General features: G+C 62.4%; 25 protein-coding genes and 1 tRNA gene. 9 read left to right on the top strand and 17 right to left on the bottom strand.

Annotated elements, in window-relative coordinates; all coding sequences use genetic code 11:
* Nucleotides 1-6 precede the first annotated feature (6 nt).
* From B3605_RS05520 to B3605_RS05490, 7 genes are all read right to left on the bottom strand, one after another.
* Entirely contained in the window at nt 7-375 is a 369-nt protein-coding gene (locus B3605_RS05520; protein WP_112945595.1) for a response regulator, read from the bottom strand.
* A 20-nt stretch (nt 376-395) separates the two neighbouring features.
* Nucleotides 396-1,040: a tyrosine-protein phosphatase gene (locus tag B3605_RS05515; protein WP_409457201.1), complete on the bottom strand. Its 645-nt coding sequence runs from the start codon at nt 1,038-1,040 to the stop codon at nt 396-398.
* 223 nt (nt 1,041-1,263) lie between these two features.
* Nucleotides 1,264-2,943 carry a phosphoethanolamine transferase gene (locus tag B3605_RS05510; protein ID WP_296433164.1) on the bottom strand — a complete coding sequence of 560 codons (1,680 nt, stop codon included), beginning with the start codon at nt 2,941-2,943 and terminating at the stop codon, nt 1,264-1,266.
* A gap of 133 nt (nt 2,944-3,076) precedes the next feature.
* Nucleotides 3,077-3,631 carry a dual specificity protein phosphatase family protein gene (locus tag B3605_RS05505; RefSeq protein ID WP_112945597.1) on the bottom strand — a complete coding sequence of 185 codons (555 nt, stop codon included), beginning with the start codon at nt 3,629-3,631 and terminating at the stop codon, nt 3,077-3,079.
* Between the two features lie 159 nt (nt 3,632-3,790).
* A tRNA-Ser gene (locus B3605_RS05500) sits at nt 3,791-3,880 on the bottom strand.
* Between the two features lie 185 nt (nt 3,881-4,065).
* A complete protein-coding gene (locus B3605_RS05495; RefSeq protein ID WP_018899881.1) occupies nt 4,066-4,272 on the bottom strand; it encodes a hypothetical protein in 207 nt (68 codons plus the stop codon).
* 693 nt (nt 4,273-4,965) lie between these two features.
* Nucleotides 4,966-5,247, bottom strand: coding sequence for a hypothetical protein (locus B3605_RS05490; protein WP_112945598.1), 282 nt, complete (start codon nt 5,245-5,247; stop codon nt 4,966-4,968).
* A 218-nt stretch (nt 5,248-5,465) separates the two neighbouring features.
* Here B3605_RS05490 and B3605_RS05485 point away from each other — a divergent pair, with 218 nt between their 5' ends.
* From B3605_RS05485 to B3605_RS05460, 6 genes are all read left to right on the top strand, one after another.
* On the top strand, nt 5,466-7,358 hold the full coding sequence (locus tag B3605_RS05485; protein ID WP_112945599.1) for a peptidylprolyl isomerase: 1,893 nt from the start codon (nt 5,466-5,468) through the stop codon (nt 7,356-7,358).
* A gap of 15 nt (nt 7,359-7,373) precedes the next feature.
* Nucleotides 7,374-8,390 carry an anthranilate phosphoribosyltransferase gene (gene trpD / locus B3605_RS05480; RefSeq protein WP_112945600.1) on the top strand — a complete coding sequence of 339 codons (1,017 nt, stop codon included), beginning with the start codon at nt 7,374-7,376 and terminating at the stop codon, nt 8,388-8,390.
* A 9-nt stretch (nt 8,391-8,399) separates the two neighbouring features.
* Nucleotides 8,400-9,212 carry an indole-3-glycerol phosphate synthase TrpC gene (gene trpC / locus B3605_RS05475; protein ID WP_296433158.1) on the top strand — a complete coding sequence of 271 codons (813 nt, stop codon included), beginning with the start codon at nt 8,400-8,402 and terminating at the stop codon, nt 9,210-9,212.
* Between the two features lies 1 nt (nt 9,213).
* A complete protein-coding gene (gene moaC, locus B3605_RS05470) occupies nt 9,214-9,714 on the top strand; it encodes a cyclic pyranopterin monophosphate synthase MoaC (RefSeq protein ID WP_112945602.1) in 501 nt (166 codons plus the stop codon).
* Nucleotides 9,711-10,934 carry a gephyrin-like molybdotransferase Glp gene (glp, locus tag B3605_RS05465; RefSeq protein WP_112945603.1) on the top strand — a complete coding sequence of 408 codons (1,224 nt, stop codon included), beginning with the start codon at nt 9,711-9,713 and terminating at the stop codon, nt 10,932-10,934. Before moaC ends, glp begins: the two co-directional genes overlap by 4 nt.
* A gap of 108 nt (nt 10,935-11,042) precedes the next feature.
* Nucleotides 11,043-11,456, top strand: coding sequence for an ACT domain-containing protein (locus B3605_RS05460; RefSeq protein WP_112945604.1), 414 nt, complete (start codon nt 11,043-11,045; stop codon nt 11,454-11,456).
* A 21-nt stretch (nt 11,457-11,477) separates the two neighbouring features.
* Here the strand turns inward: B3605_RS05460 and B3605_RS05455 are convergent, their stop codons facing one another.
* From B3605_RS05455 to B3605_RS05435, 5 genes are all read right to left on the bottom strand, one after another.
* Nucleotides 11,478-12,200 carry a class I SAM-dependent methyltransferase gene (locus B3605_RS05455; RefSeq protein ID WP_112945605.1) on the bottom strand — a complete coding sequence of 241 codons (723 nt, stop codon included), beginning with the start codon at nt 12,198-12,200 and terminating at the stop codon, nt 11,478-11,480.
* A gap of 161 nt (nt 12,201-12,361) precedes the next feature.
* Complete coding sequence (locus B3605_RS05450; protein WP_296433152.1) at nt 12,362-14,266, bottom strand: DEAD/DEAH box helicase; 1,905 nt, start codon at nt 14,264-14,266, stop codon at nt 12,362-12,364.
* A gap of 96 nt (nt 14,267-14,362) precedes the next feature.
* Nucleotides 14,363-16,222: a CHASE2 domain-containing protein gene (locus B3605_RS05445; protein WP_112945607.1), complete on the bottom strand. Its 1,860-nt coding sequence runs from the start codon at nt 16,220-16,222 to the stop codon at nt 14,363-14,365.
* Nucleotides 16,223-16,228: 6 nt separating this feature from the next.
* Nucleotides 16,229-16,774, bottom strand: coding sequence for a FecR domain-containing protein (locus B3605_RS05440; RefSeq protein WP_296433148.1), 546 nt, complete (start codon nt 16,772-16,774; stop codon nt 16,229-16,231).
* A gap of 120 nt (nt 16,775-16,894) precedes the next feature.
* A complete protein-coding gene (locus tag B3605_RS05435; protein ID WP_112945608.1) occupies nt 16,895-18,037 on the bottom strand; it encodes a citrate synthase in 1,143 nt (380 codons plus the stop codon).
* An 85-nt stretch (nt 18,038-18,122) separates the two neighbouring features.
* On the opposite strand from B3605_RS05435, the gene B3605_RS05430 reads away from it, so the two are divergent.
* Both B3605_RS05430 and B3605_RS05425 read left to right on the top strand, forming a co-directional pair.
* Nucleotides 18,123-19,211, top strand: coding sequence for a citrate synthase/methylcitrate synthase (locus B3605_RS05430; protein WP_112945609.1), 1,089 nt, complete (start codon nt 18,123-18,125; stop codon nt 19,209-19,211).
* 103 nt (nt 19,212-19,314) lie between these two features.
* Nucleotides 19,315-21,027, top strand: coding sequence for a methyl-accepting chemotaxis protein (locus B3605_RS05425; protein WP_112945610.1), 1,713 nt, complete (start codon nt 19,315-19,317; stop codon nt 21,025-21,027).
* A gap of 115 nt (nt 21,028-21,142) precedes the next feature.
* On the opposite strand, the gene B3605_RS05420 is transcribed toward B3605_RS05425, so the two are convergent.
* The 5 genes from B3605_RS05420 to B3605_RS05400 all read right to left on the bottom strand — a co-directional run bounded on the left by B3605_RS05420 (nt 21,143) and on the right by B3605_RS05400 (nt 25,789).
* Complete coding sequence (locus B3605_RS05420; RefSeq protein WP_296433143.1) at nt 21,143-21,343, bottom strand: antitoxin MazE family protein; 201 nt, start codon at nt 21,341-21,343, stop codon at nt 21,143-21,145.
* 176 nt (nt 21,344-21,519) lie between these two features.
* A complete protein-coding gene (locus tag B3605_RS05415; RefSeq protein ID WP_111561478.1) occupies nt 21,520-23,148 on the bottom strand; it encodes a CTP synthase in 1,629 nt (542 codons plus the stop codon).
* 182 nt (nt 23,149-23,330) lie between these two features.
* On the bottom strand, nt 23,331-23,867 hold the full coding sequence (secG, locus tag B3605_RS05410) for a preprotein translocase subunit SecG (RefSeq protein ID WP_112945612.1): 537 nt from the start codon (nt 23,865-23,867) through the stop codon (nt 23,331-23,333).
* A 106-nt stretch (nt 23,868-23,973) separates the two neighbouring features.
* A complete protein-coding gene (tpiA, locus tag B3605_RS05405; RefSeq protein ID WP_112945728.1) occupies nt 23,974-24,744 on the bottom strand; it encodes a triose-phosphate isomerase in 771 nt (256 codons plus the stop codon).
* Nucleotides 24,745-24,904: 160 nt separating this feature from the next.
* The gene (locus tag B3605_RS05400; protein ID WP_296433135.1) at nt 24,905-25,789 is read right to left on the bottom strand and encodes an alpha/beta hydrolase; all 885 of its coding nucleotides are present in this window, start codon (nt 25,787-25,789) and stop codon (nt 24,905-24,907) included.
* Nucleotides 25,790-26,008: 219 nt separating this feature from the next.
* Here B3605_RS05400 and B3605_RS05395 point away from each other — a divergent pair.
* A partial coding sequence (locus tag B3605_RS05395) for a hypothetical protein (protein WP_296433133.1) occupies nt 26,009-26,213 on the top strand: 205 nt, incomplete at its 3' end.

Below are 26,213 nucleotides of genomic sequence, written 5' to 3'. Positions count from 1 at the left end.
CGCCGTTCAGTTGGCGCGCTGCGCGCGGGTCACCGCCAGCATCCGGCGGTCGAGATCCGGGAGGCCGAACGGCTTGACCAGATAATCCGTGGCACCGCAGTTGAATCCTTCTATCTGGTCGGACACCTGGTCGTGCGCGGTCAGAATGATGATCGGCACATTGTTGCTGCGGCCGCGCAACCGGCGAAGCAGCGACAGGCCATTTCCATCGGGAAGGCGCAGATCGAGCAGGACGAGGCCATACTCGCCGCTATCGGCAGCGCGCGTCGCATCCGCGAGCGTCAGGCACCATTCGACCGAATGTCCGTGGGCGCAGACGTGGTCACAGACGGCATCGCCGAGCACAGCGTTATCTTCGACCAGCAGGACATTCATAGCGGCTCGCCCTTCGACGCCTAACCAGCGCCGCCGTTGACCGGATCGCTCTCGAGCTGAGCGTCGCGGACCGGTAGAGCCTGCTCAGCCTTATCGAGCCCGTGGCGCTTTTCGAAATTGCTCCAGCTTCGATCCATCGCATAGGCGGATGACAGATGCGGGATGCCGACATGACCGAAGGCGAAAGACAGCTGACGCTCGGCGACGTCTTCCGTGACGTTGGCGATCTGCTGGCTGTAGAGCACCGAGGCAAGTCCTGTCCGGTCGGCGCCGGAGAGACAATGGATCAGGATAGGCTTCGGCGCGTCGCGCATGATGGCAACAAGTCGGTCAGCCTTTTCGGCGGTCAGGATTTTTGAAGCCGACATCGGGAAATCGACATGTTCGACGCCCAGCCGCTCCGATACCGCGACCTCCTCCGACCACCACTTCGCGTATCCGGAATTGCCGCGCAGGTTGATGACGGTCTTGATGCCGTTGTCACGGATATAGCGCTCAAGCTGGGATGGCGACGGCTGGGCGGAGCGATAAAGTTGCCCGGCTATGACAGTATGAAAATTTCCGGTCAATTGGAGATAGCCGGCGTATCCACCGAGGGTCAGGCCAGCGAAAAGAACAAGGCCGCCGGCAACCTTAGCCGCACGTGGAATGCGAAGTCGTTTCAGTGCGCGCAAAAGTATCTCCAAGAAACAATCGAGAGATACACTCTATGCTGGGTGCTGCTGACACTAGCCTGAAGCGAGAATGACAATATTGCGACAGCGGACTCTACTCACGCCTGCCTCCGGCAACGCTCGACGATCAGCGGACGATAGCCGGCTACATTACTTCTGCAAAAAAGAGGAGGCCGAAGCGATCGCCCCGGCCTCCTCTGTTTCATATCTGCTATCAATTCACGCCTGCAGACACGTTCGCGCTGGCGACGTGTGCAGCGGCCTTGCGGCAGCCGGAGAAGACATCCAGCGCCGGATCGTAGACCTTGGTCGAGACGTCCATCAGACCGAGCACGCTATGGAAGACATTGTCGTGCGAGGTCGGCTTGTTGGCGTTTGCCGCCAGGCACGCTGTGTCATAGCCGGCCGAAGCCTGCAGATCATCGGACAACCAGACCACGAAGGGCACATGGGTTTGCTGTATGGGAGCCACGACGTAGGGTGTGCCGTGCAGATAAAGACCGTTCTCGCCAAGGGATTCGCCGTGGTCGGAAAAGTAGACGACGGACGCCGCCATCTTGTCCGCACGCTGCTTCATCTTGTCGATCACCGCCGACACGATGTGATCCGTATAAAGGATGGTGTTGTCGTAGGCGTTGCGGATTTCTTCCGGCGAGCAGCTTCCAAAATCGTTGGCGCGGCAATCCGGCTGGAAGCGACGGTATTCTTCCGGGTAGCGAGCGTAATATGCCGGGCCGTGGCTGCCGAGCTGGTGCAGCACAAGCACGCTGTCGCCTTTCACTTGGTCCAGCCACGCATCCATCTTGTCGAGCAGGATCGCATCCAGGCATTCGCCGTCCTTGCAGAAACGGGGATCGGCGGTGTCGGGAAGGAACTGATACGGTACCCGGTCGGTGACATGGTAGCTGCCGGTGTCGTTGTCGAGCCAGGATACGGACACGTTGGCATGGCCGAGCACATCGAGAACGTTCTCCGTCTCGAGAGCCTTGCGATGCGTATAGGCCGTTCTCGGATAGACCGAGAACAGGCATGGGATTGAGATGGCTGTCGCGGTTCCGCAGCTGCTGGTGTTCGGGAAATAGACGACGTTCTGCTTGGCCAACTCCGGATTGGTGTCGCGCTCATAACCGCCGAGCGAGAAGTCCTGCGCCCGCGCCGTTTCGCCGGCGACGACAATCAGCACGCGCGGCTTGGTGGTACCGGCGGTGTTGACGCGATGGGCGTCCGTGCCCAGCGGCTGTGCGACGATGTTTGCGTCCTGGCCGGAGGAGATCGCGAAGCGAAGGGCACTGGTGATCGGAACGAAGGGATTGAGCGTGTCGAGCAGATCCTTGTGAGCGCGCCCGACGCCGGCGAAGGTGCGATAGTCACCGATCCCAATCGCTGCAAAGACTGCAGCGCATGCCAGAATGACCGCCGTGTTGTGTGCGAGCTTCTTCAGGATCGGCCGGTGACGAATACGAACCCAGAGGATCAGCAGCGATGGAACGATGCCGGTGAGCAGGATGTGCAAGGCAAAGCGAGGGGTAACCAGGTGCCCGGCTTCGGCGCCGGTCGATACCGCGGCATTGCGGATCATCTCCTTGTCGACGATCACACCGAAGGAATCTGTGAACCAGGAAGCGGCCGATGCCGCGATCACGAAGAAGATCAGGAAGGGCTTGGTGATGTATTTCGCGGAAAAGAACGTGACAACACCCATGCTCGCCGCAGCGATGCCGATCACGAAGATCGTGAAACCGAAACGATCCGCGGCAAAATATCCAAATGCTTTCGACCAGAAGGTGCGGTTTGTGACGATCAGCAGATAGGCGGTCGTCAACAGGCAGAGCGTCACGCTTCCGATTTCAGGTCGAAAGAAGCGCGACGCGCCTCGGGATTTACTGTCGTTCAATTCGGTGTCTCCGCAATACATGCCGCGGGACCCCATCGGAAAACGATGGCCAAATCCCGCCTATCGTTGACGGGATGCCTGCCTTTTCTGACACAAGCCTGAAAGCGCGTCTCAGCCCACAGCTATTCGCGCCTCAGCCTTTGATGCCATAATGTGTTTCCAGACGGTCCCAGCTGACGTCCATCGCATAGACGGATGAAATGTGCGGGATGGCGACGTGGCCGTAGCGAACGGAAAGCTGGCGCTCGGCGACATCCTCTCTGACGCCGGCGATCTGCTGGCTATAGATCACCGATACCAAGCCGGTGCGGTCGGCGCCGCTCTGGCAATGGATAAGGATCGGCTTGGGCGCGGCCTTCATGATCGCAACGAGCTCATCGGCGCGCTCCGGCGTAAGTACGGTTCCAGACGACATGGCAAAGTCGATATGTTCGACGCCAAGCTGTTGCGCCGTCTCGATCTCCGCATTGTACCACTGCGCATTCACGTTCTCGCCGCGCAGATTGATGATCGTCTTGATACCGTGGTCGCGAACATGCTTCTCCAGCTGCGCCGGGGACAGCTGCGCTGACCGGTACAGCTGGTCCCTGACCACGCGATGGAAGTTTCCGCTCAGCTGCAGATAACCGATATAGCCGCCAAACAGCGCGCCGGCGAGCAGCACACCAGCGGCAACGGATCGCAACATCTTTCCACGATTGGCAAAAAAACTCTTCACTGCAAACCTCAATGATCGAAGTACGCAGGGAGTTTGATCGCTGAGGCTGACGGCCACCTGAAGAGCCGCGCACAGCGGACGTTTGTCCGGTGTGGGCTCAGTCGGCTTAGTTCTATAATTTGCCGAAAATGGCGGATGGGGTGGGATTCGAACCCACGGTACGGTTCCCCGCACGACGGTTTTCAAGACCGTTGCCTTAAACCACTCGGCCACCCATCCAGCGCACCAATCTGATGGCCCGGCAGCAAAAGCGCGCAGCTTGGGTGTCACCAAATCAGGTTTCGAAGGCTTTAAGCTGCTTCGCCGGCACCGTCAACCAGCCCCGCCGTGTCTTCGCGCCGTGTTCTCGCATAATGAAGCGGGAGCACGAGCTAAGACGTCGGATGAGCGAAGGAAAAAGGCGATCAGTGCGCGGTGGTTTTGCGGTTTGCCAGCAGAAGAATGTAATCATCGGCGGCATCGGCAATCGCCATGGCCACCTCGGCCGCCGCCCAGCCGTTCTTCTGCGCTTCACGGATAATCTGGTGGAGCGCCGGTTCCACGTCGGCGCGGCAATCGAGCAAACGCTGGTCGTGGTTGGTGTCACTGCGAGCTGACTGAAGATTGATCATCTCTGTTACCCCTCATGTCCAAGGCTGTACCATGACATAGATTGCAGGTTGAGCAAGAGATTGCTGATCAAAACCTAAATTTTGCCGACGGATGAGGTTTTTCAACGACACTCGCCTAAAGCGATCAGCCATACAACCCTACCGAAAGCGACATCACAGGGGTGATAAATATGTTCTATAGTTGGCGATATATCATTGAAAATGATGAAACATACTTCGAGGTCGCCAAAACAAACCAATAACAGCAATCCCGCCATCAAAGTTCGGGTTAGTATTATTTGACGCAAATCAGATCATATAGACACCAGATTTCCGCATTTATATTCAAAGATATTTTGACTTTATGTATTTTCCTAATTTCTTCTAAAGGTTGATTTTACCTAAACCATAAAGCGATGCCAGAACAACGCTCCAACCAAAATGGATCATCATACGGGCGACCTGCGCCTGTCAAGCCGTGCGCCACTCCCAATCACTCCACAATGTGTCGAGTAATTGGATAAAAATCCCCCGCTAGTTGCATTTCACATTTCCGTGATTTCCCACCTCACGCCGGACGTATGGGTAACACGATCGGCCAACCAAAGCACAGTTTTCACAAGTGTCTTCTTTGGTGAGCTCGGCGCCCCAAGAAGCGAATGCAAAAAGGGCCGAGCTCCACAGCCCGGCCCTTTCCATCTCGATCGAGAAATTCTATCGGCGGCTCATCAGGCCAAACAGGTATGCCACGCCGGCGGTGACCGCGATCGCGAGGATCGGCTCTGCACGAACCTTGTCGCGGACGCGTTCGGTCAAAACTGAGGCCTCATCAGCAACGGCGGTCTTTGCACCCTGCCCCAGCGCAACGACGCTTTCGGACAGTCGCGCCAGATCTTCCCGCAATGCGGCGACCTGCGCGGACAGATCATCCGTTGCAATCTCCGCCTTGACGCGCGCGGCTGTGGACTGTGCGGAGGCGGTTTTCATGTCGGCCATTATTTGCTCCTGTTTCTTCGGAATGCTGCTCAACGAAATAGCGCCGTCAAAGGTTCCGCGAGAGAGCATCTTTTGTCTTCGATCGGCGTCGCGAAACACGGCTGGTATAGCGCAGATGTTTTCGCGCGATAACCCTTCAATTCCTCATGCGTTTGCTCTAAGGAACGTCCAATGCTTTGCCCGCGAACGGGCGAATATAATGCGAGGTTTGCGTTTCGATGTTCGATCTTCTGCGTAGAGCTGCCCAGACCTGGGCCGCCAAGCTCCTGATGCTGCTCCTGGTCGCCTCTTTCGGCATTTGGGGTGTGTCACACTCCCTGCTGACCGGTAGCAACAGCACGACCGTGGTGACGGTCGGCGACCAGCAGGTCGACGTCAACGAGTTCCGCCTCGCCTATCAGCGCCAGGTCTCGAACCTCAGCCAGCAGTTCGGCATGCGCCTGACACCCGATCAGGCCCGCGCCTTCGGCGTGGAACAGCAGGTGATTTCGCAGCTGGTGGCCGGCGCGTCACTGGACCAGCTCGCCGCCGACATGGGGCTCGGCCTCTCCGAGGATCGCCTCGCCCAGCTGATCGGTGACGATCCGGCATTCAAGGCCGTCAACGGCCAGTTCGACCGCTCGCTGTTTACCTCGCGCCTGCGCAACGCCGGCATCCGCGAGGACGACTATATCAAGGAGCGCAGCAAGGTCGCGGTTCGCAGCCAGATCGTCGATGCGATCTCGAACGGCTTCACGCCGCCGAAGACGTTGGTCGATTCGCTGAAGCTCTACCGCCAGGAAAGCCGCGGCATCGACTACCTGCTGCTGACGAACGCCAATATCGAGCCGATCAAGGCGCCGGCTGACGATGTTCTCGCCAAGTGGTTCGAAGGCGCCAAGGCGCGTTATCGTGCGCCCGAGTATCGCAAGTTCACCTATCTGAAACTGCAGCCGGCCGACATCGCAGACGCCGGAACGGTGACCGACGATCAGATCCGTGAGGACTTCGAAAAGCGCAAGGACGCCTATCGTACGCCGGAAAGCCGCACGATCGAGCAGCTGACCTTCCAGAACAAGGACCTCGCCAACGCGGCAGCCAATGCGCTCAAGACCGGTACGACCTTCGACCAGCTGGTGACCGACCAGGGCAAGACCGCCAACGACGTGATGCTCGGTGAATTCACCAAGGACAAGGTTCCCGATCAGTCCGTTGCCGACGCGGCCTTCGCGGTTTCCCGCAACGGCGGCACCTCGCCTGTCGTCGAGGGCAGCTTCGGCCCGGTTATCCTGCGCATCACCAACATCAAGCCCGAGAGCGCGAAGAGTTTCGACGAGGTCAAGGAAGACCTGCGCAAGCAGCTTGCCGTCGCCAATGCGTCGCAGCAGATGATCACCGTTCACGATCAGATCGAAGACCTGCGCAGCGCCGGCTCGACGCTCGACCAGATCGCCACGCAGCTGAAGCTCAAGGCCGTGACCATCGACGCCGTCGATGCAACGGGCCTCGACAAGGCCGGCAATGAGGTCAAGGACATTCCCGAGAAGCAGCAGGTGCTGGGCGCGGTGTTCCGTGCAGAAGCTGGTGCTGATATCCCGTCGCTCTCGATCGGTACGGATGGCTATCTGTGGTTTGCTCTCGGCGACGTCACGCCCGAGCGCGACCGTCCGCTTGCCGAGGTTCACGACAAGGCCGTCGCCGACTGGACCGCCGAGCAGCAGAAGACGGAGCTCGCCAAGAAGGCGGACGAGCTGAAGCAGCAGGCCCAGAAGGGTACCTCGCTCGCTGACATCGCCGCACCGCTCGGCATTCAGCTCGAGAGCAAGAGCGGCATCACCCGCGGCATGGACGACGTGGTTCTCGGCACCGGTGGCGTCAACGCCTCCTTCTCCGGCCCGATCGACACCATCGCGACCGCTATCGGCGCCGATCCGACGACGCAGATCCTGATGAAGGTCACCGAGGTGAACACCGAGCCGACCGGCGACGTGCTCGCCAATCAGGACCAGCAGATCAACGCGATCGCAAACGCCGCCGGCGACGACATCCTGGACCAGATGGTCTCCCTGCTGCAGACGCAGTATGGCGTGTCGATCAACCAGCAGCTCGCCGAACAGGCAGCCTCGCGCTAAGGGGAACATGAACGCATGACCGATCTGAAGCCCCTCCTGGCGAAGGCCGCAAGCCGCGAACCTCTGACACGCGAGGAGGCCCGCGAGGCCTTCGACATCCTGATGTCCGGCCAGGCCACGCCTTCGCAGATCGGCGGCTTTCTGATGGCGCTGCGCGTTCGCGGCGAGACCGTCGACGAGATCGTCGGCGCCGTCACGACCATGCGCTCGAAGATGCTGACGGTGGAAGCGCCGGCCGATGCCATCGACATCGTCGGCACAGGGGGTGATGCCAGCGGCACCTACAACATCTCGACGCTGGCGGCCCTGATCGTCGCCGGCGCCGGTGTACCGGTCGCCAAGCACGGCAACCGGGCCTTGAGCTCCAAGTCCGGCGCTGCCGACAGCCTCGCGGCGCTGGGCGTCAAGCTGGACGTGACGCCTGATGTCATCTCGCGCTGCATTCGCGAAGCCGGCGTCGGTTTTATGTTCGCGCAGCAGCACCACTCGGCCATGCGCCATGTCGGCCCGTCGCGCGTCGAGCTCGGCACGCGCACGATCTTCAACGTGCTCGGCCCGCTCTCCAATCCGGCCGGCGTCCGCCGCCAGCTGCTCGGCGTCTACTCGCCGCAGCTCGTCATGCCAATCGCCGAAGTCATGCGCGATCTCGGTTCCGAGAGCGTCTGGGTCGTGCACGGCAACGGCCTCGACGAAATCACCACCACGGGCAAGACCAGCGTCGCAGCGCTTGAGAACGGCAAGATAAAAAGCTTCGAGCTGTCGCCTAGCGACTTCGGCGTCGATACGGTCGAACTCCAAGCAATCAAGGGCGGCGACGGCGTCGTCAATGCGGCTGCGCTGCGCGATGTGCTGAGCGGCGCGAAGAACGCCTATCGCGACATCGCGCTCGCCAATGCCGCCGCATCGCTCGTGATCGCCGGCAAGGCCGAAACGTTGCATGACGGTATGCGGCTTGCCGCCCAGTCGCTCGACAGCGGCGCCACCGCGGGTGCGCTCGACAAACTTGTCGCCGTATCCAACGACCTCGACTAGGATACCGACATGACCGACATTCTGCAGAAGATCGAACTCTACAAGCGCGAAGAAATCGCGGCGGCGAAGGCCAAGGTTTCGCTCGCCGATCTGAAGGCGATGCAGCAGGACCAGACCGTGCCGCGTGGTTTCCACAAGGCGCTGGTTTCCAAGCGTGATGCGGGCCAGTTCGGTCTGATCGCCGAGATCAAGAAGGCAAGCCCGTCCAAGGGACTGATCCGTCCTGATTTCGATCCGCCGGCTCTGGTAGAGGCTTACGAACTTGGCGGTGCCGCCTGTCTGTCCGTGCTCACGGATACGCCGAGCTTTCAGGGCGCGCCCGAGTTCCTGATGGCAGCGCGGGCGGCCTGCAAGCTGCCGGCTCTGCGCAAGGATTTCATGTTCGAGACCTATCAGGTGCAGGAAGCCCGTGCATGGGGCGCGGATTGCATTCTCTTGATCATGGCCTCGCTTTCCGACAGCGATGCGGAACGGCTACAGGACGAGGCCTTCGGGCTCGGCATGGATGTGCTCGTCGAAGTACACGACGCTGAAGAGATGGAGCGCGCGCTGAAGCTCTCGTCGCCGCTGGTCGGAATCAACAACCGCAACCTGAGGACCTTCGAGGTCAGCCTGACCGTCAGCGAAGAGCTGTCGGCGATGGTGCCGGATGACCGGCTGCTGGTCGGCGAAAGCGGCATCTTCACGCATGAGGATTGCAAGCGGCTGCAGGCTTTCGGCATCAACACCTTCCTCGTCGGCGAGAGCCTGATGCGCAAGGACGATGTGACGGCGGCCACGCAGGCGCTGCTGTTCGGCCAGGCCTCGCTGGCGGCCGAATAAGATGAGTGGCGAAAAGGCCGGCCTGACCCATATCGACGCGGCCGGTGAAGCGCATATGGTCGATGTCGGTGACAAGGCCGATACCACCCGCATCGCGACCGCCGAAGGCCATGTGAAGATGGCACCGGCGACGCTTCAGCTGATCCTCGAGGGCAACGCCAAGAAGGGCGACGTGATTGGCACGGCGCGGCTGGCCGGCATCATGGCCGCCAAGCAGACCAGCAATCTCATCCCGCTCTGCCATCCGCTGATGCTGACGAAGGTTTCCGTCGAGATTGCCGAGGATAGCGCCCTGCCCGGCCTGCGCGTCACGGCGACCGCCAAGCTCACCGGCAAGACCGGCGTCGAGATGGAAGCACTGACGGCCGTCTCGGTCGCGTGCCTCACGATCTACGACATGGCCAAGGCCGCCGACAAGGCGATGGAGATCAGCGGCATCCGACTGCTTGAGAAATCGGGCGGGAAGTCGGGCGATTTCAGGCATCCGGAGCACTTCAAATGAGCATGCTGCCCGTCGCCGAAGCGCAGGAACGCCTGCTGTCGCGGGCAAAGCCCATCATGGCGCTCGAAACCGTCTCCCTCGCCGAGGCCGAAGGACGCGTTCTCGCGACCGACGTCACCGCGCGCCTGACACAGCCGCCCTTCAATTCATCGGCGATGGACGGCTATGCGCTGCGCGGCGAGGACGCACTTGAGCCCGGCAGCGAGCTACTGATAATCGGGACGTCGTCTGCCGGACACGCCTTTAACGGCGCGATCGGCGCCGGCGAGACCGTGCGGATCTTCACCGGCGCGCCCGTTCCCGAGGGCGCCGACAGCGTATTGCTGCAGGAAGACGCCGAGAAGACCGAAGGCGGCATCCGCACCACCTTTCCGGTGCGGCCCGGCCAGCATGTGCGTCCGCGCGGACAGGACTTTCGTGAAGGCGAGCCGGTGCTGATGGCAGGCACGGTGATCGATTTCTCGCGCCTGACCGTTGCCGCCGGCATGAACCACGCGACGCTCGACGTTCGGCGCAAGCCTCTGGTCGCGCTGCTTGCCACAGGCGACGAACTGGTGACGCCAGGACAACAGCCCGGCCCCTCGCAGATCATTGCTTCCAGTACATTCGGGATTGCGGCACTGGCGCGCAAGGCCGGCGCCGAGGTGCTTGATCTCGGTATCGTTCCCGATGACAAGGCGGCGATCACAGCTGCCGTCGAGAGAGCACGGAAAGCCAAGGTCGACGTGATCGTCACACTGGGCGGCGCGTCCGTTGGGGACCATGATCTGGTGCAGGCAACGCTGCTTGCCGCGGGCATGGAGCTCGATTTCTGGCGTATCGCCATGCGGCCGGGCAAGCCGCTGATGGTGGGCAGTTTCGGCGACACGCATGTGCTCGGTCTTCCAGGCAATCCGGTTTCCAGCCTCGTCTGCGGCCTGCTGTTTCTCGAACCACTGATCCGCAAGCTCGCGTCGCTGCCTCCGGTCAAGCGGAGTGCTACGGCCGAAGCTGCCGTGAGTATGAAGGCGAACGACCAGCGGCAGGATTACGTCAGGGCAAGAGCGGTGCGTTCGCCAACGGGCGTTTTGCGGGTAGAGCCCTTCGGCAAGCAGGATTCGTCGATGATGAAGATCTTCGCGCAAGCCGACTGCCTGATCATACGGCCGCCGCACATGCCCGAGCTTGCGGCCGGAGAAGCGTGCGAGGTGATGCTGATTCGCCCGGAGCTGCTCGGCTAAACGCTCGACCGGGCGCACCTGCCGACTGATTGCTGTTATTATGGTGACTTGTGCGGATAGCGTGCGTGTTCCACACTCGGCGCATCTACACAGCCGGGATGCACGATCATGACCACCCAGCCGGTTCGCGATACCAAGGCCATGCTCAGTGGCATGACGCCAAGCCTTGACGCTGCGGACTATGTGTTCTGCACGACCGAAGACGAGCAGCTCGCGATGCAGGCTGCACCAATCTCGCTTGGCTGGTTTCGCGAGGCCGAAGGTGTGTCCGTGATACTGGCGCTCGGCGACGCTCAGCGGCTGGGATTCGACAACACTCTCCCGATGCGACGGATCACGCTCACCGTGTTCTCATCGCTTGAGGGCGTCGGGCTGACGGCCGCCGTTGCAACCGCGCTCGCCAATCACAACATCTCCTGCAACATGGTCGCCGCCTATCATCACGACCATGTATTCGTCCCAACGGCCGACGCCGAAGAGGCCATGCGGGTGCTGCTGGACCTGCAGGCTGCGGCGGGCTGACGTTGGAGCGCCTGGAATTGGCTAGCGGTCCGGGACCGTGGCCAAGCTGAACACGCCGGCGCGCACCTCGACCCCATCGCTACCAAGACCGAAATCCGGAACGGAGTACTCGGCAATGCAGTGCAGCCTCTCCGTTGGCAGCGGCACGCGATAAGGATCGCCGATCAGGACGTCGATGCCGGCGACACGGCAGGTTTCCAGAAACGCCATCGCGCGTTTTGCCAGCACTTCGTCATAGAAGAGATCTCCGGCCAGAACGATATCTACAGCAGGCGGCGGACCGTCGAGGAGGTCGGCATGCAAGAGATCAAGCTCGACGCCGTTGACGCTCGCGTTAAGGCGGGCGGCGGCGATGGCGTTTTCGTCGATGTCGGCGGCGACCACGGATGTTGCTTCGGCCTTGGCGGCGACGATCGCGACGAGGCCGGACCCGGTGCCGAGGTCGAGCACGCGGCGGCCGTGCACGAGGTACGGGTTCTCGGCGATATGGCGTGCGAGCACCGCACCACCGCCCCAGCCATAGGCCCAGTAAGGCGCCGGCGCGTCGAGATCCGTGCCGCCGAGCCGTGACAGCCGGCTTCCAGAATGCGCGGTGTAGAGCTGGATATGTTCGAGACCCGGCACGGGCAGAAGCCGAAGATTCCTGGCGATGAAGGCGCTGGCGTCGAAGGAAGACGTGCGCTTTTGTGGTTGAGCACCATCGTCAGTGGAAACGGATGTCATGCGCTCGGTCTTATCATGCATGGCGTCACCCGGTCCGGATCAGCAAGCGCGAGCTTCATGTTTCGCGATTGCTTGATATGAGAAACGGCGAGGCATGGCTGCCAGGTCGCGTGGTGCCCTGAAAATCAAGATCACCCGAACGACTGGCGGCGCATGCGATCCTCGCCGTCACGCTTTGGGCCTCAGCCCTTCTTCTTGGAGAACTTAGGCTTCGGGCCGTTACCGTCGAACTTGGGCTTGCCTTCGTATTTCGGCTTACCTTCGAACTTCGGCTTGCCGGGCTTGCTCCACGGCTTGCTGTCGCGCTCGCCAGATGGGGCGGCATCGCTGCGCGGTCCCTTCTTGAAGCCGCCGTCGCGCGGGCGGTCGTCATAGCTCTTCTTGGCGGCGTAAGGCTTGGGGCCGGACTTGTTGAAATCCGACTTGCCGTAATCCTGGCGACCGAATTCCGGCGTGCCGGGCAGACGGCTGACGCGGATGCCGCGTTCCATCGTCTTGTTCGGACCGGTGGCGGCAAGAAACGCATCGGCGCTGCCGGCGGCGATCTCGACGAAGGTCTCTTCGGGCTGCATCTTGATGGCGCCGATATCGCGCTTGGTCAGGTTGCCGTTGCGGCAGATCATAGGGATCAGCCAGCGCGGCTCGGCGTTCTGCTTGCGGCCGACCGACAGCGAGAACCAGACGCTGGGGCCGAAATCGTCGCGCGGGCCACGCGGGCTGGTGTCGCGTGGGCCATCGGCGTTGTCGCGCGGCTTGCGCGGATCGGCCTGCAGGCTGATCTCCATCAGATCCTCCGGCGCCGACTGCTTGGCGCGGTAGAGGTTGACGAAGGCGTTTGCGAGCTTCTCGGCGCCATGCGCTTCCAGCAGGCGCTTGACGATGTCCTGCTCTTCCTCGCGGGGAGCCTCTTCGAAGATCGGATCGGCGAGCAGACGTTCCTCGTCGCGGGCGATGACTTCCTCGGCCGACGGCGGCAGTGCCCATGTGGCGGCGATGCCGGCGTTATCGAGCAGACGCTCGGCCTTGCGGTGGGCGTTGAGCGGCACGATCATGGCACTGACGCCCTTGCGACCGGCGCGGCCGGTACGGCCCGAACGGTGCAGCAGGGTTTCCGGATTGGTCGGAAGGTCGGCGTGGATGACGAGATCGAGGCCAGGCAGGTCGATACCGCGGGCCGCAACGTCGGTCGCGATGCAGACGCGGGCGCGGCCATCGCGCATGGCCTGCAGCGCATGGCTGCGCTCGTTCTGCGTCAGTTCGCCCGAGAGCGCGACCACGTCGAAATTGCGGTTATGGAAGCGGGCGGTCAGATGGTTGACGGCCGCACGGGTCGAGCAGAAGACGATGGCGTTGGTCGCCTCGTAATAGCGCAACACGTTGATGATCGCGTTCTCGCGGTCGCTCGGGGCGACGGCCAGTGCGCGGTATTCGATATCGACGTGCTGTTTTTCTTCCGTCGTGGTGGCGATGCGCACGGCGTTCTTCTGATAGCTCTTGGCGAGCTTGGCGATAGCAGCCGGCACGGTTGCCGAGAACATCAGCGTGCGGCGGTCATCCGGGGACGCATCGAGAATGAATTCGAGGTCTTCGCGGAAGCCGAGGTCGAGCATCTCGTCGGCTTCGTCGAGCACGACGGCCTTCAGATCGGACATGTCGAGCGCGCGGCGGCGGATGTGGTCGCAGAGACGGCCGGGCGTGCCGACGACGATATGGGCGCCACGCTCGAGCGCGCGGCGCTCGCTGCGGATATCCATGCCGCCGACGCAGCTGACGATGACGGCGCCGGTCAGCTCATAGAGCCATTCCAGCTCGCGCTTGACCTGAAGCGCCAGCTCGCGGGTCGGCGCGATGACGAGCGCCAGCGGCGTGGCAGCAGGCTCGAAGCGATCGTCGTCGCCAAGCAGCGTCGGCGCCATAGCGAGGCCGAAGGCAACCGTCTTGCCAGAACCAGTCTGCGCCGACACCAGCGCGTCGGATGCGGCAAGCGCCGGATCGAGCATGGATTGCTGAACGGGGGTGAGCTCGGAATAACCGCGCTTCGCCAACGCCTTGCCGATCGCCGGAACGACGCCGCTTATCTCTGTCATTTTGTCTGTCTTTCGGAATAATCGGGCGCACGGTGCGCCGTCCGGAACTTGCCGGTTGAAAAGTTGGGCTGTTCCTACTGCGTCACACGACAAATGTCAAAGCGGATGTCCGCGCCACAGGAAGACATCGATGCTTTCGGCGCGACCCCTGATCCTGGCTGAGACCGGTCCTTCAATATGCCCCTGATGGTTGGGCGCTGCCCCCGCGCCCGCCGCGCTCATCAAGGCGGCGCTGAGTGCCAGCTCGAAACCGCGAGTTGCCGCGACTTCCATGAGGCGGCTTGCAACGTTGACGGTGTCGCCGGTCGCGGTGATTTGCTGACGTGCGCCGGTGCCGAGACGCGAGGCAACGACGGGGCCGCAATGGGCGCCGACCTTGAAGCTGATCTTGCGGCCGGAAAGCCCGGGATCTGCTGAAAGCCAGGCTCTCAGGCGATTGCCAAGCCCGACGGCACAGGCCGCCGCCCGCAACGCGTCATCGTCCGCAGGTCGCGGCAGCCCGAAGAGGATCATCGCGCCATCGCCCATGAAACTGGTGATCGCGCCGCCATGGGCGCGCGCCTCGCCATCGACGAGCTCGAAGAAGCCGCTCAGGACCTCCTGCACGCGCGCGGCACCGATCGCCTCGCTCAATCCGGTGAAGCCCGACAGGTCGACGAACACCGCCGCGGCTTCCTGACGCACCGGGCGTGAGAGGAAGGATGGATCGCGCGCCAGCCATTCGCCGAGGCCCGGCGCCTCGATTCGCTGCAGCAGATCGCTCTGCGCGGCGAAATGCGTGGCGCGGCGGCGGTCGAGCCAAAGCTCCATCGCGCCGAATAGCAGCACCGGCGGCAAGGTCGCGGCGATCGGCAAGGCGGCGCTGAACCAATAGCCATGCGAGAAGGCGACGACGTTGAATGTCAGCCACGCCAGCACCGCGGCCGCGATGGCGCTATAGGCGACCGCACTGCGGCGCCAGCCGAGCAGGCTGATGATCAGCACCGGCAGAGTGACGCCGAGCAGCGCATCGAACGAGCGCACATTGCCGTCGCGCACGATATTGTCGCCAGCAATCAGCCGGGTGATGGCCGTGGACATGACCTCGACACCGGGAAGCACCGGATCGAACGGTGTCGGAAAGACGTCGCCGCCGCCTGTTACCGTCGAACCGATCACGATCACCCTGCCCTCGATCATCTTGGCGTCGATCTTGCCGGCAAGCGCATCTGCTGCGCTGAAGGTGGGGATCGTTCCGCGCGGTCCGTAGAAAGTCAGCGGCAGGCGCTGGCCGATGTCGGTCGGAAGTCGCAGTTCGCCGAGAGCAAGGGCGGCCGGCGTGAACGCCGGATTGACGCCGAGCGCCACCGATGCCACCCGCAGCGGAAACGAGGCATCGACGCGCTGCGCGCCGCGAGAGATCAGCGGAATATAGCGCGGCGTTCCGCCCTGATCGGTCGACACGTTGACGACGCCGATCGCGGCGGAATCGGCGAAACGGGCGATCGGCAGCATCATCCTATCTGCCACCGGAATGGTCGCAAGCGGATCCTCGGCACTCGATGTCACCGATTGAAGACTTGACGGAAAGACGCCGGCCGCTGCGATGACAGTCGGCACGCCCTTCAGCGCATCGGCGAGCGCCTGGTCACCGTCCTCGGGTCCGGGATCGACGAGCAGCAGATCAAGCGCGATGACCTTCGGCTTCAGCGCGCCGATGGTCTCGACCAAGCGCGCGAGCGTTGCCCTGCTCAACGGATAGCCATTGGCGCTCGCCGTCTGGTCGTCGATCGCAACGATGGTGACGACCGAGGGCGCGCTGCTTGGCCCGATAAGATGGCTCCTGAGGTCCGCCAGCGATGCTTCCATCCGGTCGAGAAAGCCGGCATTGCCCTGCATGTGGAGATAGCCGAGCGCGCCGCCCCAGAGGGCGGCCGCGATTAGGGATATGGTGATCAGAAGCCGTCTGGCCTGCATGGGCGACTACTGGCCCAACCGCGCAAGAAGCGCATCAGCGCGTGCCTGCGGCCAACGCCGAACTGTCAGCGCGCCACTGGTGCGCGACACGTCCACGCCCTCGCCCGGCGCCAGTACGACCCTCGGCCCCGCCGATGGCCTGCCCACAGCCACACGCCCACGCACGACGAAGACCGATGTCGTGCCGTTCTTGACGTCAACGGCCCAACGCGTGCCGCGCACGGCGGCGATCGCCTGAGGTGTGACTACCTGGAAGCCGCCGCTGCGCCTGGCGCTATCGACATCGACGAGCACGGCCTTATTGCGCAGCGACACCGAATCTGGACGACCGTCGCCATTGCTGTCGACAAGCTGGAACCGCGCGCCACCTTCGGCGGTGACGGTCACGCCATCGGCGCAGCGCATGATCTGGCGCGCCGTGCCGGCGACGCGTTCAAGCGTGCAGCCGGCGGACTGCGCCGATGCCTGCCCTGCCCAAAGCCCCGCCCAAAGCAACGTCGTCGCGGCAATGGCGGTGGCCAGACAAGGGCGACCGTACGATACTGTCTCCATGATATCCCCCTGTAGCAATTTCCGCCCCACGACCGAATAGCGCACTCTAACCCCGCCTCGCCCGGCACCGCAATGCGCTTGGCGGCAGTTACACAGGCGATCAGACCATCCCGCGTTCCATCAAAGCGCCTCCGGCGATGGTCCGATATAGCGGGCACGGGGGCGGATCATGGTTCCACTGGTCACCTGTTCGATGGCATGCGCGAGCCATCCGGCGGTCCGGGAAAGCGCGAAAATCACAAGCGGCGCGTCGTCGGGAAGGTCGAAGTGCCCGGCCATCGCAGCGAGCGCGAAATCGATATTCGCGGGCTCGCCCAACAGCTCTACGCCGAGAGCGGCAATCTCGGCGTAGAGCTTCGGCATCTCGAACGAACGCATGATCGCCGCCGCGCGAGGATCACCGTCTGGATAGAGCTTATGACCAAAGGCCCGCACCACGCCTTCGGTCGCCAACATCATCCTGATCGCCTCTCGCGCGCCGATTTCCTGCGACAACTCCATCAGCCGCACGGCGCCTTGCCAGGCACCGCCATGGCGAGGGCCGGTCAGCGTCGAAAGGCCGGACAGCGTGGCTGCGGCCAGTGAAGCGCCCGACGAGGCGGTGACGCGTGCCGCGAATGCGGAGACGTTGAGTTCGTGTTCGGCGGCAAGTACCAGTGCCCGCCTGATGGGCTCCGCGGCCTCCGGCCGATCCCAGCTCTGCGCAAGACGCTCGTGCAGCGGCAGGTCGGGCATCTGGCTTGGAGCAAGTGCGGCTGCCACCGTGGCAAGCACCTGCCCCGCTTCCGACTTCAGCGCGGCGGGCGCGCGGCCCAAAGCCGGCAGATCCGCCGCCGCTCTCCTCGCCAGCAAGACGAAAGCGCCTGATATCCTTGATGGCTCGCCTGCGGGCAACTCGATCGGCGGGCATATGGCCGACGGGCTCTCCCACAACAGGGCCGCGACCTGCTCGAACGTCGCCTGTTCGGACAAGGTGACCGCCTCGCGACCGCGATAGTAAAGCCGGCCATCCGCGATCGTCGAAATCGCTGTCGGCAGGACCGGCTCGCCCCAGTCGATCGTCTCGGCGGCAATCGCCTCCGCCTTTCGCCTGCCGGCATTGCGCTTGGCCAGACGCGCAACATCCCCGGAGTGATAGAGGCTCCGGCGGCTATCGGCTTCATCGGGCTTCGCACGGATGCGACCGCGGCTGACATTGGCATAGAGCGTCTGCGGTTTCGTCCCGAGCTGTTCCAACGCTTCCTCAGCCGTCAGCCACATTATACCGGCCTCTTACATTGATCTTATTCATCAAGATTGACGTCAATCTATCTAGGCCCGATCTTTCTTGGCGTAAAGGAGAAACGCAATGAAGAACGGCTTGGAAGATGTGGTTGCAGCGGAGACCCAACTATCCGATGTGGACGGTGAACGCGGGCGCCTGGTGATACGAGGCGTCTCGCTGGACGATCTCGTTCCCGGCGAGACATATGAGGGTGTCGCAGCATTGTTGCTCGACGGACTGATGGAACGTCCGATCAGCGCGACCATACTGCGTTCGCTGCTTGGGGCCGCGAGGGTCGAACTCTATTCGCATATCACGCATCTGGACGAAGGGCTTCTGGCGCTCCCGCCCGTCGATGCCATGCGCGCGATGATCGCGCGCCTTGCCGACGGTCAGGATTTCGATACGGCTCTGCATCTGATGGCAGCGCCAGCCGTGTTCCTGCCCGCCATCCTCAGGCTGCAGGCCGGCCAGCTGCCGGTGGTGCCGGATGCGTCCCTGTCGCAGTCCGCGGACATATTGCAGATGATGACCGACAGGATGCCGAGCACGGAGCAGGCGGCGGCGCTGGACGCCTATCTGGTGACGATCTCGGATCATGGATTGAACGCTTCGACCTTCGCCTCGCGCGTCGTCGCCTCCACCCAGGCGGACCTGACATCCTCGGTACTGGCCGCCATCGGCGCCCTGAAAGGACCGCTTCATGGCGGCGCGCCCGGCCCTGTGCTTGATATGCTGGATGCGATCGGAACCGAAGCCAACGCCCATGCATGGCTGACGGCAGCACTTGATCGCGGAGAACGGCTGATGGGGTTCGGGCACCGGATCTATCGCGTTCGCGATCCGAGAGCCGACGCGCTGAAGAATGCGCTCTCGCCTCTGGTCCGCTCCGGCCAGGTCGATCGTGAATGGATGGCGCTCGCAGCATCAGTCGAGCGAGTGGCCCTTGCCATCCTCAGGGAGCGGAAGCCGGACCGGCCGCTCGACGTCAATGTGGAATTCTACACGGCGTTGCTTCTCGAATCGCTTGGTTTTGAGCGGCAGGCCTTTACCGGCGTCTTCGCGATCGGGCGCACTGTGGGCTGGATCGCGCATGCTCGGGAGCAGGCACTCAACGGCCGATTGATCCGCCCCCGCTCGATCTATACCGGCCCTCTACCAAAGGTCGCATAATCCGAAAAACTCAACACTAATAGAGATTTAGCGAATATTTACTCAAATCCCATAGATTTGCCCGGCGTGCGATTTGGCACGCTTGGCATATCGGGGTTTGTCCATGGTCGGATTTCTATCAAGCATCGGCTCCTCCAGCAGCGCCGTGCTGGACGCGTTGAACAAGTCGCAGGCAATCATCGAATTCGACCTCACCGGAAAGATTCTGACGGCCAACGAGAATTTCTGCAAGGCGATCGGCTATGAGCTCAGCGAGATCGTCGGCAAGCATCACCGGATGTTCGTCGATCCGGCCGAGGCGAACTCTAGGGATTATGCGGATTTCTGGGCCCGTCTCGGCGAAGGCAAGTTCGACCAGCGCCAGTATCGACGCATCGCCAAGGGCGGCCGCGAGATCTGGATCGAGGCGACCTACAATCCGATCTATCGCGGCAACAAGCCATACAAGGTGATGAAGTTCGCGACGGACATCACCGCCGCCAAGAAGCAGGCGGCCGAGGACAAGGGCAAGCTCGAAGCACTGTCGCGCGCGCAGGCGGTGATCGAGTTCACGCCTGAGGGCAACATCATCACGGCCAACGAGAATTTCCTGGCGACGCTCGGCTATTCCTTGTCCGAGATCGTCGGCAAGCATCACTCGATGTTCTGCGAAGCGGATTACAGCCGTTCCGCCGAGTACAAGGCCTTCTGGGCGAAACTGGCAGCCGGCGAGTTCGCGGCCGATCAGTTCAAGCGGATCGCCAAGGGCGGGCGCGAGATCTATATCCAGGCGTCCTACAATCCGATCCTCGATGCGTCGGGCCGCGTCTTCAAGGTCGTGAAGTTCGCAACCGATGTCACCGAGCGGATGAAGGTCGTCAATGATCTCGGCGCCGGCCTCGCCCGTCTTTCCGAATGCAATATCCGCCAGACCATCGACGAGCCCTTCGTCGGCGAATTCGAGACCTTACGCCGCGACTTCAACACCTCGATCGGCGCATTCCAGGCGACGCTCGTAAAGGTGCTGCAGCAGACCAACGCGCTGAACGGCAACAGCCAGGAAATGCGCGACGCCGCCGAGCAGCTCTCTGCGCGGACGAAGGAACAGGCGGTCTCGCTCGAGGAGACGTCTGCCGCGCTTGAAACGGTAACGGCGACGGTCAAGTCCTCGACCGAAAACACGCAGGCGACACGCCAGTTGGTGCAAAGCGCCCGCGCCTCGGCCTCGACCTCCGCTGCCGTGGTGCGCGAGACGATCACCGCCATGCAGCGGATCGCCTCGGCTTCGAAGGAAATCGGCCAGATCATCGGCGTCATCGACGAGATCGCTTTCCAGACGAACCTTCTGGCGCTCAACGCGGGTGTCGAGGCGGCGCGTGCCGGCGAAGCCGGCAAGGGATTTGCCGTCGTTGCCCAGGAAGTGCGCGAACTGGCGCAGCGTTCGGCCAAGGCCGCCAAGGAGATCAAGGGTTTGATCGAGAATTCCGGCAAGGAAGTCAACGAAGGCGTTCGCCTCGTCGACGCGACCGGCACGGCGCTCAACGAGATCGAGACCTTCGTCGAATCGATCGACACCAACATGACCGCACTCGCGACCGCCGCGGCCGAGCAATCGACCGGCCTTTCGGAGATCAACAATGCCGTCTCGCAGATCGACCGGATGACGCAGCAGAACGCCGGCATGGTGGAGCGCACGACGGGCATCAGCTCGGAGCTCGCATCGGGTGCGGCGCTGCTGGCTGAGCTGGTCAACCACTTCAAGCTCAACCGACGCGGCATGATCCGGGATCAGGGGCCGGAAGCCGCTGCTCCGGTGCGGGGACAGCGCGCGGCCTGAGGCGACGGATCGCAAATTTGGAAATGAAAAAGCCGCCGCATCGTTGGATGTCGGCGGCTTTTGTTGTTTCGGGAATATCCCGGCGGTGGCTCCGCAACGAAATCACCTTGCCTCATTATTTGTGATCGAGGTCGGCAAGTGCGTCGTCCATGAAGGGGCTGAGATCGGAGTCGGTCTCATCCGCCTGCGCTATCAGGAGTGATTGGCGACGGCACTCCTCGACAAATCCGGGCTGCCGTGTGTCAGGCACCCAAATCCGGATGGGGCGCATGCCGGCGACCTTAGGCGCTTCACGCCCCTTGCGCACTACAGACACAATCGTCGGCTCCTGAGTTCGTTGGGCTTGGGTTCACCCTACGACTGAGCGTTAACTTCGTCCACTCCGCACTCATTTCCGTGCGTGTCACCGAACCTTAGCCACCCCAAGTCCTTGACCAAAAGCAAAAAGGCCGCTCTCGAAAGCGGCCTTCTCTATCGTCTTGCGACTATGTCTTAAACCAACCGGCTCTGCTCGGTCGCCGCTTCGATGAAGCTCTTGAACAGCGGGTGCGGTTCGAGCGGGCGGGATTTCAGTTCCGGGTGGTACTGGACGCCGATGAACCACGGATGATCCGGGTATTCGACCGTTTCCGGCAGCACGCCGTCCGGCGACATGCCGGAGAAGACGAGGCCGCAGTTTTCCAGACGGTCCTTGTAGTCGATGTTGACTTCGTAGCGGTGGCGGTGGCGCTCGGAGATGTCGGTCGAGCCGTAGATCTCGGCGATCTTGGTGTCCTTCTTGAGCGCGGCCTTGTAGGCGCCGAGGCGCATCGTGCCGCCGAGGTCGCCGGCAGCGTTGCGCTTCTGCAGCTCATTGCCCTTGACCCATTCGGTCATCAGGCCGACGACAGGCTCGTCGGTCTTGCCGAACTCGGTCGACGAGGCCTTCTCGATGCCGGCCAGATGACGGGCCGCTTCCACGACTGCCATCTGCATGCCGAAGCAGATGCCAAAATAGGGAACGTTGCGCTCGCGGGCGAACTGGGCGGCGAGGATCTTGCCTTCCGAGCCACGCTCGCCGAAGCCGCCGGGCACGAGGATGCCATGGACCTTTTCGAGATAGGGCGCCGGATCTTCCTTTTCGAAGACTTCCGATTCGATCCACTCGAGATTGACCTTCACGCGGTTGGCGATGCCGCCATGGTGCAGCGCTTCGATCAGCGACTTGTAGGCGTCCTTGAGACCGGTGTACTTGCCGACGATCGCGATCGTGACCTCGCCCTCAGGCGTGCGGATCCGATTGCAGACCTCTTCCCAGGAATCAAGGCGCGGCTTGGGCGCAGGCTCGATGCCGAAGGCGGCCAGGACTTCGTTGTCGAGGCCTTCCTTGTGGTAGGCGATCGGCACGTCGTAGATGTTGGCGACGTCGAGAGCCTGAATGACGGCGCTCTCGCGAACGTTACAGAACAGCGAGAGCTTGCGGCGCTCGGCTTCCGGAATTTCGCGATCGGCGCGAACGAGCAGAATGTCGGGGTGAATACCGAGCGCCTGCAGTTCCTTGACGGAGTGCTGGGTCGGCTTGGTCTTCAGCTCGCCGGCTGCCGGGATATAGGGCATCAGCGTCAGGTGGACATAGACGGCGGTGCCGCGCGGCAGGTCGTTGCCGAGCTGGCGGATGGCTTCCATGAAGGGCATCGCTTCGATATCGCCGACGGTGCCGCCGATTTCGCAGATGACGAAGTCGTACTCGTCATTGCCTTCGATCACGAAGTCCTTGATCTCGTTGGTGACGTGCGGGATGACCTGAACGGTCGCGCCGAGATAGTCGCCGCGGCGTTCCTTGTCGATGATGTTCTTGTAGATACGGCCGGTGGTGATGTTGTCGGTCTTGGTAGCCGAGCGGCCGGTGAAGCGCTCGTAGTGGCCAAGATCGAGATCGGTTTCCGCGCCATCGTCGGTGACGAAGACTTCGCCGTGCTGGGTCGGGCTCATAGTGCCCGGATCCACGTTCAAATAGGGGTCGAGTTTGCGCAGCCGCACCCGGTAACCACGGGCCTGCAGCAACGCTCCGAGAGCGGCGGCCGCAATTCCTTTACCGAGAGAGGAAACCACGCCGCCAGTGATGAATACGTATCGCGCCATGGGAGCTACCGCTTACCTTTTCAAAAACGATTCCACCAGCCCTAAAATTCATGTCCTGAATTTTAGGGCTCTAATTTAACAGCATTCTTCCCGCGCTTGCCGCGCGATCGCTGTCGGTGACTTCAAGACAAAAGAAAACCGGCAGACCCTGGGGCCTGCCGGCGGTTTATGCGTCGTTCGGCTTACTGCCCGCTGGGAGCAGTCGCCGGTGCCGGAGCGGCAGGCGTCGTGGCCTGCGGTGCTGCCGGAGCAGTTTCAGTCGCTGCCGGAGCCGGCGTGGTCGCGGCGGGAGCCGGTGCGGTGGCTGCAGGAGCAGCCGGAGCGGTCGCGGCAGGAGCAGCAGGTGCGTCACCGCCGGTCGGAACGCCGTTGCCGGCAGGAGCCGCAGGTGTAGCCGGAGCGGCGGCGCCGTTCTGCTGCTGGCCGCCGAGCGAATCGAGAATGCCGTTGCCCTGCCCGCTCGTTGCCGGAATGCGGTTCAGGATATCCGTCGGACGGCTTTCGTAGCGATTCAATACGCCGAGGCCGAGCGAGGTGATGAAGAAGAGTGCTGCGAGGATCGCGGTCGTGCGGGTCAGCGCATTGGCCGTGCCGCGTGCAGACATGAAGCCCGAACCGCCGCCGATACCGAGGCCACCGCCTTCGGAGCGCTGGATGAGCACAACGCCGACAAGCGCCAGCACGATCATGAGATGAATGACAATCAATACGGTCTGCATGGGTCCAGTCCTGCCGGCGCGAAGCGGGCATAAAGTAAAATTCTGGCGCTCTTTACATGAGGTGATCCGCTATTCCAAGCCCTTTGGCCCGGAATATACACGCATCTCAAGAGAGCAACGCCTCATATGCGCCGTAGATGGCGAGGAAATCGGTTGCTTTCAAGCTCGCGCCGCCGATCAGCGCGCCGTCGACATTGGCGACGCCCATCAATTCCTTGGCGTTGCCCGGCTTGACCGAGCCGCCATAGAGGATGCGGAACTTGCGGCCATTGTCGCCGAAGCGGGCGACAAGCTCGGCACGCATGAAAGCATGCGCCTTCTCGACATCCTCGACCGTCGGCGTGACACCGGTGCCGATCGCCCAGACGGGCTCGTAGGCAATCACGGTGGTTTCAGGCGTGGCGTTCTCCGGCACGGAGGCCGATAGCTGACGCTTGATGATATCGAGTGCCTGGCCGGCCTGGCGCTCGGCAGCAGTCTCACCGATGCAGACGATCGCCGTCAGGTCGGCGGCAGCGGCGGCTTCGGCCTTGGCGCGCACCAGATGGTCCGTCTCGGCATGATCGGTGCGGCGTTCGGAATGGCCGACGATGACATAGGTGCCGAAGCAATCGGCGATCATTTCAGCCGAGAGATCGCCGGTATGGGCGCCTTCGGGATTCTGGTGGCAATCCTGCGCGCCGATCGCAAGCGGGCTGTCGGTGCAGAGCGCGGTCGCTACGTAAAGCAACGTCGCCGGCGGGCAAATCAGCGCTTCCACCTTGTTGGAAAGAGGACCCTGGACACCCGAGGCGATCGCCTTGATCTGATCCAGCGAGGCACGCGTGCCGTTCATTTTCCAGTTTCCCGCCACAAGCGGTCGCACGTCAGGTGTCATGCCGGCCTTCCCCATTTCTCCGTCAGCACGGGCCTTAGCAAAAGCATGCGGCAATGAAAAGGTTTGGGACGCTTACGTAAGGGAAATCGCGGCGTTTTGCGGCGCAAATGCTTAAAATTTGTCAGCCGTGTTGCCTAAACTATCACTAGCCCCCTCAATTCTAGGAGGCCAATATCCAGTTCAGCGTCTGGCGCCAATCGATCATGCGGATCGGCGTCCCGTGATTGCCCGTCTGGTACAGCGTGAAATGCGTCGGGTAGCGCGATTTGATCAGCGTTTCGAACAGCGCCTGCTGGTCGGCAGCGGCGTAGGTCGGGTCGCGGCTGCCGTGGGCGAACCAGAGCGGCAGCTTGGCCTTGTAGAAGGCGCTCTTCATAAAATCGGGATCGGCAACCCCACTCATGATGACCATACCCTTGAGGCGCTTGACCGTCTCGGCGTCGCGCGTCGCGCCCCAGCAGATCTGGCTGCCCATGGAGGCGCAGGTGAGGATGATCGGCCGGCCCGGCGCCTGGGCGCTGGCGTAGCGGATGAGGCCCGCGACAGCGGTCACGCCGTCGCTGTCGAAGGTCTTGACCGAAGGTGCGTAATAGACGCCACCATTGCCGGCGACGAGGTTTTTCAGCCGGTTGAAGTTGCCGCCGAAGGTGTAATCGTTGACGCCGAGGCGGCGGTCGCCGTCGCGACCGTGGATGAAGATGACCGTAAAGGCGGCACCGGCGCTCGGCCCTACCCTCGCGACGTCCAGCTTGACGCCATCGAGCGACAGCGTCTCGTTGTTCTGCAGCTTGCGGATGCCGAGCGAGACGTATTTCTGCTGCGTGCGTTTTTCCGGGATCTGGTCGCGGCCGTTGATATCGCGCATCTCATCGTAGTCGATGACATCGAAGGCGCCGCCATTGCCGGTCTGAAGCGTCGTCTGGCTGGAAAACAGGTCGTCCTTGAAGGGTGGCAAGGTGTCGGCAGCACCAAGATCAGCCGATGCGACCATGAAAAAGGCCGCAATTGCTGTGATAGTTATGCAATGACTTGTGGACATTCGCATGCGCAAGGTTCCCTGAGGCGTCTGGCCGCTTGCCATTCGGCGACCCAGGACGCAAATCATTTCTTAATGAAAGTCCGCCCGATGAGGTGGCGTCGCGTATCGAGGTGCTTTCTGGCAGAGTCTGCCTGATTCGCAAACGTGACATGAATTGCGGTGATTTTGGGTCAGGCTCAAGCGCAAGCGGCCACCCCACGACAAGATGAAGATCTGAACGGCTCCATGGACGATAGCAACGACCTCTTTTCCGGAATGCCCCTGACCAAGAAGCAGGAGGATGCGCCCAAGCCGGCCGCGGCAGCCCCCGCGCCCGTCGCCGCTCCGGCTGCGCCGAGCGCTGCCGCCAATGCCGCGCCACGGCAGGCACCGCCGGCGAATTCCACGTCGGAAGACTACGGCGCGTCGTCGATCCGCGTTCTCGAGGGTC

The organism is Rhizobium sp. UBA1881, assembly GCF_002338015.1.
In the GTDB taxonomy this organism is placed as follows: Bacteria; Pseudomonadota; Alphaproteobacteria; order Rhizobiales; family Rhizobiaceae; genus Rhizobium.
The sequence above is the reverse complement of the archived record's forward strand: the minus strand, read 5'-3'. Positions and strand labels throughout refer to the sequence as shown.